This window comes from Streptomyces sp. NPDC060184 (assembly GCF_042728795.1).
Classification (GTDB): Bacteria; Actinomycetota; Actinomycetes; order Streptomycetales; family Streptomycetaceae; genus Streptomyces.
Genome location: NZ_JBHWYX010000022.1, coordinates 71,726 through 83,229 on the forward strand (window position 1 = coordinate 71,726; position 11,504 = coordinate 83,229).

General features: G+C 69.0%; 5 protein-coding genes. 4 read left to right on the forward strand and 1 reads right to left on the reverse strand.

Going from position 1 to position 11,504, the window contains the following annotated elements:
* Nucleotides 1–470: 470 nt before the first annotated feature.
* Nucleotides 471–3,041 (forward strand): discoidin domain-containing protein, encoded by a 2,571-nt coding sequence (locus tag ACFWEE_RS16925; protein ID WP_386889844.1) that lies wholly within the window; start codon nucleotides 471–473, stop codon nucleotides 3,039–3,041.
* A 255-nt stretch (nucleotides 3,042–3,296) separates the two neighbouring features.
* On the opposite strand, the gene ACFWEE_RS16930 is transcribed toward ACFWEE_RS16925, so the two are convergent.
* The gene (locus tag ACFWEE_RS16930; protein ID WP_386889845.1) at nucleotides 3,297–4,289 is read right to left on the reverse strand and encodes a polysaccharide deacetylase family protein; all 993 of its coding nucleotides are present in this window, start codon (nucleotides 4,287–4,289) and stop codon (nucleotides 3,297–3,299) included.
* A gap of 513 nt (nucleotides 4,290–4,802) precedes the next feature.
* Here ACFWEE_RS16930 and ACFWEE_RS16935 point away from each other — a divergent pair.
* The 3 genes from ACFWEE_RS16935 (at nucleotide 4,803) to ACFWEE_RS16945 (ending at nucleotide 11,443) form a co-directional block, all read left to right on the forward strand.
* Nucleotides 4,803–6,140: a hypothetical protein gene (locus ACFWEE_RS16935; protein ID WP_386889847.1), complete on the forward strand. Its 1,338-nt coding sequence runs from the start codon at nucleotides 4,803–4,805 to the stop codon at nucleotides 6,138–6,140.
* A 472-nt stretch (nucleotides 6,141–6,612) separates the two neighbouring features.
* On the forward strand, nucleotides 6,613–9,909 hold the full coding sequence (locus tag ACFWEE_RS16940) for a LamG-like jellyroll fold domain-containing protein (protein ID WP_386889849.1): 3,297 nt from the start codon (nucleotides 6,613–6,615) through the stop codon (nucleotides 9,907–9,909).
* Nucleotides 9,910–10,351: 442 nt separating this feature from the next.
* Entirely contained in the window at nucleotides 10,352–11,443 is a 1,092-nt protein-coding gene (locus tag ACFWEE_RS16945) for an ABC transporter substrate-binding protein (RefSeq protein WP_386889851.1), read from the forward strand.
* Nucleotides 11,444–11,504 lie beyond the last annotated feature (61 nt).

The window sequence follows — 11,504 nt, forward strand, 5'->3', positions numbered from 1 at the left end:
GTCGGGCGGTGTCCGGCGGATCATCGCCGGGGCGGACCCCGCCCGGTCCGCCGGGAGCTTTCCGGCTCCGGCTGAGGGTTCCGCGAGCGGCTCCAGAACCTTGCGAGGGTGAACGCAGGGGCGGTGTCCCGCACGGCGGCGCCTCCACTTCCCGCACACCGACGGCATGGCAACTCCACTCCCGTGCATGGAGTTTGACCAGGTCGCGCGAGGTCCAAGGCGGCCCGGCGGCCCGCTCCGCCCGAAGCCGCGGGCTGATCTCTGCTGCATCTATTGACGGTCCAGGGGCCTCCTCCTACGGTATGCGCCGGGAGAGCGCTCTCTCCGAGTTCTCCTCTCTGCATCAGTTCTGATGAACCCTCACGCACTCTGACGGGCGGGGTGTGCGGCTGGGTGAGAGAGCGCTCTCCCACAGGGTGGTCCGCCGGTCGGCGGGCCGCGGTGTGCGTTCCGAGAAGGAGCAGCGACATATGAGATTCAGACCCGGCCGAGCCGCGGCGGCAGTGGTGGCAGGCATCCTCGCCATCCCCGTCCTGGGAGCTCCGGCCTTCGGTGCCGACACGCCGGTCCTGCTGTCGCAGGGCCGTACGGTGACGGCGTCCTCGGAGGAGAACGGCGGTACGACGGCCGCACTGGCGGTCGACGGCAACACCGGCACCCGCTGGTCCAGCGCCGCGTCGGACGACCAGTGGCTCCAGGTGGACCTCGGCACCTCGTCCACCATCAGCAAGGTGGTGCTGAACTGGGAGGCCGCTTACGCCAAGGGGTACCGCATCCAGGTCTCCGGGGACGGTTCCAGCTGGACGGACCTGACCACGGTGACGAACGGGGACGGTGGCGTCGACACGCTCGACGTCAGTGGCACCGGCCGCTACGTGCGGGTCCAAGGCACCGTGCGGGCGACGAGTTACGGCTACTCCCTCTGGGAGTTCCAGGTCTACGGCTCCGCGTCGGGCACCACGAACCCGGGTACGGGCACGGGCTCGTGCGGTACGGCCAACGCGGCGCTCAACCGTACGGCCACCGCCTCCTCCGTGGAGGGCGCCGGCACCCCGGCCTCCTCCGCCTTCGACGGCAACGGCGCCACCCGCTGGTCCAGCCTGGCGGCCGACCCCCAGTGGATCCAGGTCGACCTCGGCGCGGTCAAGAACATCTGCCAGGTGGACCTCTCCTGGGAGGCGGCCTACGGCAAGGACTTCGCCATCCAGGCGTCCACCGACGGCACGACCTTCACCGACCTGAAGAAGGTCACCGGCGCCACCGGCGGCTCCTCCTCGTACCAGGTGCAGGGTTCGGGCCGTTACCTCCGCATCGCGGGTACGGCCCGGGGCACCGCGTACGGCTACTCCCTCTGGGAGGCGGCGGTCCACGTGCAGGACGGTTCCACGACGCCGGTCCAGGGCGGCGGTGACCTCGGCCCCAACGTCAAGGTCTTCGACCCGTCCATGTCGGCCGCCACCATCCAGCAGCAGATCGACGCGATCTACCAGCAGCAGGAGTCGGCGCAGTTCGGGGAGGGGCGCTACGCGCTGGCCTTCAAGCCCGGCAGCTACGACGTCAACGTCAACACCGGCTTCTACACCTCGGTCCTCGGCCTCGGGCAGAACCCCGACGACGTGACCGTCAAGGGAGTCAGCGTCGACGCCGGATGGTTCAACGGCAACGCGACGCAGAACTTCTGGCGCTCCACGGAGAACCTCTCCATCGCCCCGTACGACGGCACCAACCGCTGGGCGGTCGCCCAGGCCGCGCCGTTCCGCCGGATGCACGTCAAGGGCGGCCTCAACCTCGCCCCGTCCGGCTACGGTTGGGCGAGTGGCGGGTACATCGCCGACTCCAAGATCGACGGCACGGTCGGCCCGTACTCGCAGCAGCAGTGGTACACCCGCGACAGCTCCATCGGCGGCTGGACCAACTCGGTCTGGAACATGGTCTTCTCGGGCACCGAGGGCGCCCCGGCGACCTCCTTCCCGGAGCCCAGGTACACGACCCTGGACACCACGCCGGTCAGCCGGGAGAAGCCCTACCTCTACCTGGACGGCTCCGCGTACAAGGTGTTCGTGCCCTCCAAGCGGGTCAACGCACGGGGCGTGAGCTGGGCCAACGGCTCGACCCCCGGCACCTCGATCGGGCTCGACCAGTTCTACGTGGCCAAGCCGGGCGTCTCCGCCGCCACCATCAACCAGGCGCTCGCCCAGGGCCTGAACCTGCTCTTCACCCCGGGCGTCTACCACCTCGACCGCACCATCGAGGTCAACCGCGCCGACACGGTGGTCCTGGGCCTCGGCCTCGCCACCCTCGTCCCGGACAACGGCGTCACCGCGATGAAGGTCGCCGACGTCGACGGCGTCAAGCTCGCCGGATTCCTGATCGACGCGGGCACCACCAACTCGCCCACCCTGCTGGAGATCGGCAAGCAGGGCACCCACACCGACCACGCGAACAACCCGACCTCGATGCAGGACGTGTTCGTGCGGGTGGGCGGCCAGTTCGCGGGCAAGGCCACGACGGCCGTCGAGATCTACAGCGACGACACGATCATCGACCACACCTGGATCTGGCGGGCCGACCACGGCTCCGGTGTCGGCTGGAACGTCAACGCCGCCGACAACGGGCTGCTCGTCCACGGCGACGACGTACTCGCCACCGGGCTCTTCGTCGAGCACTTCAAGAAGTACGACGTCGAGTGGTTCGGCGAGCGGGGACGGACGATCTTCTTCCAGAACGAGAAGGCGTACGACGTACCGAGCCAGGCCGAGTGGATGGACGGCAGCAGCAAGGGGTACGCGGCGTACAAGGTCGACCCGGCCGTCAACACGCACGAGGCCTGGGGGGTGGGGAGCTACTGCGCCTTCACTCTGACGAGCATCGAGACGGACCGGGGCTTCCAGGTGCCGGTGAAGTCCGGCGTGAAGTTCCACAGCATCCTGACGGTCTCGCTCGGCGGGGCCGGGCGCTACAACCACGTCATCAACGACACGGGTGCCCCCGCGTTCGGGACGGACACCGTTCCGTCCACGGTGACGAACTTCTCCGGCTGATTCCGGGGTAGTCGACGGTCACACCGGCCTTCGGGCCGGTGGACCCGGCGAGGCGGGTGCCGGACGGCGGTCCGGTACCCGCCTTCGTCGTTTCCCTGTGCGGTGCGGGAGTTCGGGTACCCGCCTTCGTCGATTCCTTGTACGGGGCGGCGGTTCGGGTCTCCGTGTCCGTCGTTCCCGTGTACGGGGCGGCCGTCCGGTTGCCCCGCCTCGCCGGGTCCACCGGTCCGGACGGCCGTCCGGGGTCCTCGGGCCTCAGCCCGCGCTGCAGGAGACCGTCGGCCAGGTCGTGGCGCCGTTGGTCTGGATCGTCACTCCCCAGTTGTTGCCGCTGCCGTTGGGCTTGGCGGTCAGGACCTGGGCGCTGGGGTACGCGGCGGTGATGTTCCACGTCGCGATGATCTTCTCGGGAGCGGGGACGTTCATGGTGACGGTCCAGTTGCCGGCCCCGGTGACCGAGACGTTGAGGTTGTAGCGGTCGCTCCACTGCTGGCCCGCCGACAGGGTCGCGGAGCAACCGCCGCCGGTGGAGCCGCCGCCGGTGGAGCCTCCGTCCGGGGCCACGGCGCGCCCGGTCTGCGGCGAGATCATCCCCGCGCACAGTCCGCGGGCCGCCAGCCCCTGGGCGATGCGCGGGATCGCCGCGAGGGTGGCGGCGGGCCACTCGTGCATGAGGATGATCTGGCCGTTGGTGAGCTGCCCGGCGGCCTGGACGATCGCGTCGGTGCTCGCGCCGTTCCAGTCCTGCGAGTCGACGTCCCAGATCACCTGCGTCAGCCCGTACTTGGCCTCGACGGCCTGCAGCGTCGCGTTGGTCTCGCCGTACGGAGGACGGAAAAGTTTCGGAGTCCCGCCGCCCGCCGCCGCGATGGCCTGCTGGGTCCGGGAGACCTCCGAGTCCATCTGCGCCTGGCTCTGCTGGATCAGGTGCGGGTGCGTGTAGCTGTGGTTGCCGACCCACATACCGGCGTCGACCTCCGCCTTCACCTGGGCCGGGTAGGAGGCCGCGAACTGGCCTTCGTTGAACATGGTCGCCCGCAGCCCGTTCTGCTTGAGCGCGTTGAGCACGGCGGGTGTGTGGTCGTTCGAGGGGCCGTCGTCGAAGGTGAGCCCGACGTACCCGTTGCACGTGGCGGCGTACGACGGCGAGGCCACTGTCGTGAGAGCGGCGACGGTGGTCACCGTCGTCATGAGGGCGGCGAGGCCTGCGGCCAAGGAGCGCGGCGAGAAGACCGAGGGAGTTCGCATGGGTTCCTCCGTGGGGGAAGGCGACTGCGGTCGGACCGTGTCGGTCGGCTGTCCGCAGTGTGGTGGGACTCGTCAAGTCCAGCTCTGCACTTGGGAGTTGGAGCGCGAAGGCCGGGTCGACGCGTCAGGGGTTCCGGGTCGGCGATCAGTGTTGACGTGGCTCCCTGGGCTGTCAATGGTTTCGGTCGCGACGGCGAAAGCTTCGAAGCGGTTCCTTCGATGGGTGTCGGACATACCAGCAGGTCGTGGGTGTGTGTCGGCCGCAGCCCTTCTGGGGCGTGTGGAGAAGTGGACGGGGGTGCGTCGGTATGAAGTCGCTGCGGCCGAAAGTTTCGAAAGCTGCTTGCGGGCGCTCGCGCCGAGTTGGCGGGCGACGGCATGCTCGCGCCGGACTGGGGCGGGGGTGGGGCGGGGGTGGGGCAGGGGTGGGGCTACGGCAGGAGCGGGACGCTTGCTATAATCTCCGAGTCGGCCTTCGGTGCCCCAGGTTGGGTGCGCGCGAAGGCTTTTTTCATGCCTTCTGACACGACTGCCTCCGGCAAACCGCCCAGCACCTACCGTGACCTGCTCCGCAACCGTGAATTCATGGGTCTGTACGCCAGCCTCACCCTGGCGGTCGCCGCGACCACCCTGTCGGGCTTCGCGCTCGGCACGCTGGTCGACCAGCAGACCAAGTCCCCGTTCCTGACCGCTGTGAGCATGTACGGCGCCACCTTCGCCACGGTGCTCGGTGCACTGACGCTGATGTCGGTCGCGGACGGAAACCGACCTCGCCGGACACTCGTCGCGCTCGAGTGCGTCTCGCTCGCGGGTGGTGCCGCACAGGCGGTTCCAGGGCTGCCGCTCGCCGCCCGGTTCGGCCTGCTCCTCGTACTGGGCTTCTTCCGGTCCCTGGGAACGGGCGCGCGGATGGGGCTGCTCGCCGAGGTGGTGCCGGCCTCCGCCTATGCACTGGCACGTTCGCTGATGAACATCACCTCGGGAGGCATGGCCATTCTCGGCTACGCCATCGGCGCCGTACTGCTGCGGTACCTGAGCCCACAGGAGGTCTTCGCTGTCGCGGCAGCCCTGACCGGCGGTGGATCGGTCATCGTGGCGGTGACGGTCCGGGAGCGCTCGATCCGTCTGACCCGTCGCCCTGGACTGCGCCAGACCTGGACGACGAACATCGAGCTCTTCTCCCGCTCCGGCCAACGCGCGCTGCTGCTGAACCTGTGGGTCCCCAATGGCCTGATCGTCGGCTGCGAGGCCCTGTTCATCTCCTACGCCCCCCATCGCGCCGGCTTCTTCCTCGCCGCCGGATCGGCAGGCATGCTCCTCGGTGACCTCGCGGTCGGACGGCTGTTCACCGCGGAACAGCGACGCCGTTACGCATTCGCCCTCCGCCTGCTGCTCGCCGCCCCCTACCTGCTGTTCGCCTTCCACCCGCCCGTGCCGGTGGCGACCGTCGCGGTGTTCATCGCCGGCGCCGGCTTCGCTGCCACCCTGCCGCTCCAGGAGCAGCTCCTGGAGCTGACCCCTGATCCGGTCCGTGGCCAGGTCCAGGGAGTCGAGTCCGCCGGCCGGATGACGTGGCAGGGGATCGGGGCCGCGATCGCCGGCGGCATCGCCCAGCACTTCACCGCGGGTACGGCCGTCGCCTGTGTGGCCGCCGCCTCCATCGCCATCACCGTCCTCTCCCGGCCCTTCGTGGTCCGCGCCCGAGCCGTCCGCGTCCAGTCGGCCGACGCATGGAGTTCCCACGACGGCGGGAGCGGCAGGGGCGGCCGGACGCGCCCACCGCGTCCCGCAGCTCGTCGACAGTGCCCGGCTGGGGAGGAGCCTCGTTCCGCCGGGCGACCGCGGGAGTGAGGGGGCCCGGCTCCGGTTCTCGGTCCGATTCCCCTCAGCCCTTCATCCGCCGTACGCCGGGCCGCCTTTGGGCCGCGTCCGGTCGGATCGGATCGTCGTGCGTCGGTCCGGATCGTCGTGCGTCGGTCCGGATCGCCGGTCAGCTCCTGAAGATTGGGGATTGGGCTTGGGGATTGGCTCAAAAGTCCCTTGTGGACCGCGTCCGTGAGGGAGAGGCAAAGGGTTCCGTGGTGGCGGCGAGGTGGAGGACGAATCCCCTCGGTGGCCCGCCCTGTTCAACGCCCCGCGCGCCGCAGGTCTGTTGCACGCGTTTCCGTCGTGTGAACGGTACGCGCTCAGGTCACAAATTTCTATCGTTGAAAATTTTCTGTGCACGACCGTTGTGACAGGGCTGGGGGCTGTGGCTCAATGATCGACCATGTGCGGTGCCTCGCTCGTCCGAGGCACTCAGCTCCTTCGTGAGGACAATGCCATGAGACGACAACTACCGCGCCGACGTGCGGCTTTGACGACGCTTGCTTGTACGGCGGCCCTGGCGATGCCCCTCGGCATCACCATGGTCCCGGCGGCTGCCGCGGCTCCCGCCGGCCACTCGGCGTCCGAGGCCACGGCACCGGCGTTCGTATCCGAGAACCCGGCCACTCTGGTCCACGGGCTCAAGGGCGAGTACTACGCGATGTCCGCCCCCGGGGCGCGGGACTTCGCCAAGCTCGGCGCCACCGCCCTGGACCCACAGGTCAACTTCGGGGACCTCACGGGCGCTTTCCAGTCGGCCACGGGGCAGACCGAGAACACCACCGCGCGCTGGACTGGCCAGATCGAGGCCCCGGCGACCGGTGACTACACCTTCTCCGCGAGCGGCGACAACGGCTTCCGGCTGCTGATCGACGGCGTTGCGGTCATCGACCACTGGGTGGGGGACTGGGACGTCGAGCAGACGAGCCAGCCGGTCCACCTGGAAGCGGGCGTGAAGCACGACTTCAAGCTGGAGATGTTCCAGGACGTCGGCGGCGCCAACATGTTCCTGCGCTGGTCGAGCCCGGCGCTCGCCAAGCAGATCATCCCCGAGTCGGCGTTCACCCCGCCCGCGGACTACGAGGTCTACCCGGTCGCCCTGACCGTCGCCGAGGACGGCAAGCGCCTCCAGGCCACGTTCGACGACAAGGTCGGCAACCTCGCCGCCGTGAAGGACCACCTCGTCATCGAGGCGGACACCACGCCGATGCCGATCAAGTCCGTCGTCAAGACGTCGGGCAAGGGCAACTCGCTCATCGTGACACTGTCCGAGGCCATCCAGAAGGGCCAGCAGGTCAAGGTGACCTACGGCACCGAGGGCGGGCTCACGGTGGGCGGCGAGACCGTCCCCGACATCAGCCGCAACGCCAAGAACCTGTCGACCAAGCGCCTCACCACGGTCTGGGGCGACAAGCTCGACCGCAACAACCCGCTGCCCGAGTACCCCCGGCCGCAGCAGGTCCGCTCCCAGTGGCAGAACCTCAACGGCACCTGGGAGTTCGCCGGTGCCGCCGCGGGCGAGCAGCCCGTCTTCGGCAAGAAGCTCGCCGAGAAGATCACCGTGCCGTTCGCGGTGGAGTCCCAGCTCTCCGGACTGGAGCGCCACGAGGACCACATGTTCTACCGCAAGCTCGTGACGGTGCCCAAGAACTGGAAGGTGGGCAAGTCCGGCAAGGACAAGCGGCTCAAGCTCAACTTCGGCGCGGTCGACTACAACGCGACCGTCTTCGTCAACGGCAAGAAGGTCGCCGAGCACACCGGCGGCTACACCGCTTTCGACGCTGACATCACCGACGCCCTCAAGGGCACCGGTCAGCAGGAGATCGTGGTCGCCGTCACCGACACCACCGGGGCCAACCAGCCCAAGGGCAAGCAGTCCTCGAACCCCGGCGGCATCGAGTACACCGCGACCTCCGGTATCTGGCAGACCGTCTGGATGGAGCCGGTCTCCACCGCCTCCATCGACTCGCTGACCACCACCCCGGACATCGACAAGGGCCGGCTCGCCGTCACCGTCAACTCCGACGACGCTTCCGCCAACGCCCGGATCACGGCCGTCGCCCGGGACAAGAAGGGCAAGGTCGTCGGTACCGTCTCCGGTCCCGCCAACCGCGAACTCAGCCTGCCGGTGGCCAAGGAGCACCTCTGGTCGCCCGACGACCCGTACCTCTACGACCTCGACGTCACGCTGACCGACGGCCACGCCACCGACAAGGTGGGCAGCTACTTCGGTATGCGCTCGCTCAAGGTCGAGAAGGTGGGCGGCTACCAGAAGCTCACCCTCAACGGGAAGCCGTTCTTCTCGCTCGCCCAGCTGGACCAGGGCTTCTACCCCGACGGTCTCTACACCCAGCCCAGTGACGACGCCCTCGTCTTCGACCTGAAGGCGCAGAAGGACCTCGGCTTCAACGCCGTGCGCAAGCACATCAAGGTCGAGTCGCCCCGCTGGTACTACCACGCGGACCAGCTCGGACTCCTCGTGTGGCAGGACTTCGTGTCCGGCGGCATCAACAACGAGGCCGGCCAGCAGGCCTTCATCTCCCAGGCCCAGGAGGAGATGACCCAGCTGCACAACTACCCGTCCATCGGCGGCTGGATCGTCTTCAACGAGGGCTGGGGCGAGTGGGACCGCACCGCGACCGGCAAGCTCACCGAGGCCGTCAAGGCCGCCGACCCCTCGCGCGTCGTGAACGCCCACAGTGGCGTGAACTGCTGCAACTCGAAGGGTGACTCGGGCGCCGGCGACATCATCGACCACCACGACTACGGCAACACCGACCCCGCCTTCCCGGACGCCACCCGGGCCGCGATGGACGGCGAGCACGGTGGCTTCACGCTGCGGACCCCCGGACACATGTGGCCGGGCGCCCCGACCGTGATCTACAGCGGGGTCAACGACAAGGCCGCGCTCACCGCCAAGTACGTCGAGAACACCGAGAAGTACTACCTCGAAGCGGCCGGTGCCGAGCTGTCCGGCTCCGTCTACACCCAGGTCACCGACCTGGAGCACGAGCTGAACGGCCTGTGGACGTACGACCGTCGTGAGCCCAAGGTCGACATCGCCGCGGTGCGCGCGATCAACAAGAAGGTCATCGCCGCCGGTGCCGCGGCCGGTCAGCGCGACGAGGTCAAGGGCGGAGCCGCCTGGAACCTCGACGAGAACAAGGGCACCAAGGCCGCCGACAGCGGTCCGAACCACGCCTCGCTCACCCTGACCGGTGGCGCTTCGTGGACGCAGGGCGTCTCCGGCTCCGCGCTGAAGTTCTCGGGCGACGCCCAGTACGCGCAGACGGCCGGTCCGGTCGTGGACACCACGAAGGACTACTCGGTCTCCGCGTGGGTCTCGCTGGACCAGCTGCCCAGCAACTACGCCTCGGCCGTCAGCCAGGACGGCCGCCGCACCGAGAACCCGTTCTACCTCCAGTACGGACAGGGCGCGTTCGCCTTCTCCCTGCCGGGCAGCAACCGGGCCCGTGCGGTGACCACCCCCGAACTGGGCAAGTGGTACCACCTGGTGGGTGTGCGCCAGGGCGACACCATCTCGATCTACCTCGACGGCAAGCTCGCCGCGTCCGCCCCGGCCGGCGGTGCCGGTGACGTGAGCACCGGTCCGCTCTCCGTGGGCCGCGCCAAGTGGAACGGCAACCCGACCGACTTCTGGAACGGTTCCGTCGACCAGGTCCAGGTCTTCGACAAGGCGCTCGGCGCCGCCGACGTGAGCGCGCTGTACGCCGCTCACGCTCCGAAGGCCTGATCCGGCGGGACGGACCGTTTCCGTACGGCCGTCCGCCCTCCGGCGGGACGGACCGTTCCCGTGCGGCCGTTCCCGCCCTCTTGAACCTATCGTTTTTCCACCGGTGTTGGCCCCTCGGCGGGCCGCAGCGGTGCTTCCGCGCGCCTGCGCGCGGCGGCGGCGCGCGGGCGCGCGAGCCGGGCAAAGGCCCCGTCCCGCGCCCCACGACACATTTTGGAAACGCATCCGTTGTGCTCTTGCCGTCGCGCCGAAGCCGCCTATATAACGTTGTAAACCGAGCCGCCGACAGGCCGCGCCGCCCCTCCCGATCCCCGTCCGTACCCACGGACGACATCGAGGACAGGCAACCGGCATCAGCCGATTCGAGCTGATGCTTCATCAGAAACAGCCCGACCGCACGTGGTTCCGCGTGCCGTCATCCCGCCCAAGGAGCGTCCCGCGCATGATGATCCAGCGCCGATCCCGTACCCTCGCCGCGGCCTGCGTGCTCGCCGCCACCGCCATGCTCACCGCGGCCGGCTGCTCGAAGTCGGAGACCAACGACACCGCTTCGTCCTCCGACACCGGCCAGGCCGCCCAGGCGGCCACCACGGCCCCCGACAGCACCTCCGGCTCCGGCTGCTCCCTCCAGACCTACGGGGCGCCCAAGCTCGATCTCAAGAACGCGATCGTCGGCTTCTCCCAGTCGGAGAAGGAGGCCAACCCGTTCCGTATCGCCGAGACCCAGTCCATCAAGGACGAGGCGGCCAAGGTCGGCGTGAAGAAGCTCCTCACCACCAACGCCCAGTCGCAGCTGTCGAAGCAGATCAGCGACATCCAGGACATGCTGTCCCAGGGCGCGCAGTTCCTCATCGTCGCCCCGCTCAACTCGGACGGCCTGGAGCCCGCGCTGAAGGCCGCCGCGGCCAAGAAGGTCCCGGTCCTCACCATCGACCGCAAGCTCAACGCCGGCGCCTGCAAGGACTACGTGGCCTTCCTCGGCTCGGACTTCGTGGAGCAGGGCAAGCGCGCCGCCGACGCGATGATCAAGACGACCGGTGGCAAGGGCAAGGTCGCCATCCTCCTCGGCACCTCCGGCAACGGCGTCACCACCGACCGCACCAAGGGCTTCGTGGACCAGCTCGCGGCGAAGGCCCCGGGACTGGAGATCGTGGCCCAGCAGACCGGCGAGTTCGCCCGTGACAAGGGCCAGCAGGTCATGGAGCAGCTGATCCAGTCGAAGCCCGAGATCACCGCCGTCTACGCCGAGAACGACGAGATGGGCCTCGGCGCCGTCACCGCGCTCAAGGCCGCGGGCAAGAAGCCGGGCAAGGACGTCAAGATCGTGTCGGTCGACGGCACCCGCAACGCCGTCCAGGCGGTCGTCAACGGCGAGTACAACGCCGTGATCGAGTCCAACCCGCGCTTCGGCCCGCTGGCGTTCCAGACCGCCCAGAAGTTCTACGGCGGCGAGGAGATCCCCGAGAACGTCATCATCTCGGACCGCGCGTACGACGAGAGCAACGCCAAGGCCTCGGTCGGCGGCGCGTACTGACCCGTCGTCCCGCCGGACGGCCGGGGCGTGTCGTCGAACTGCCGTGACGACACGCCCCGGG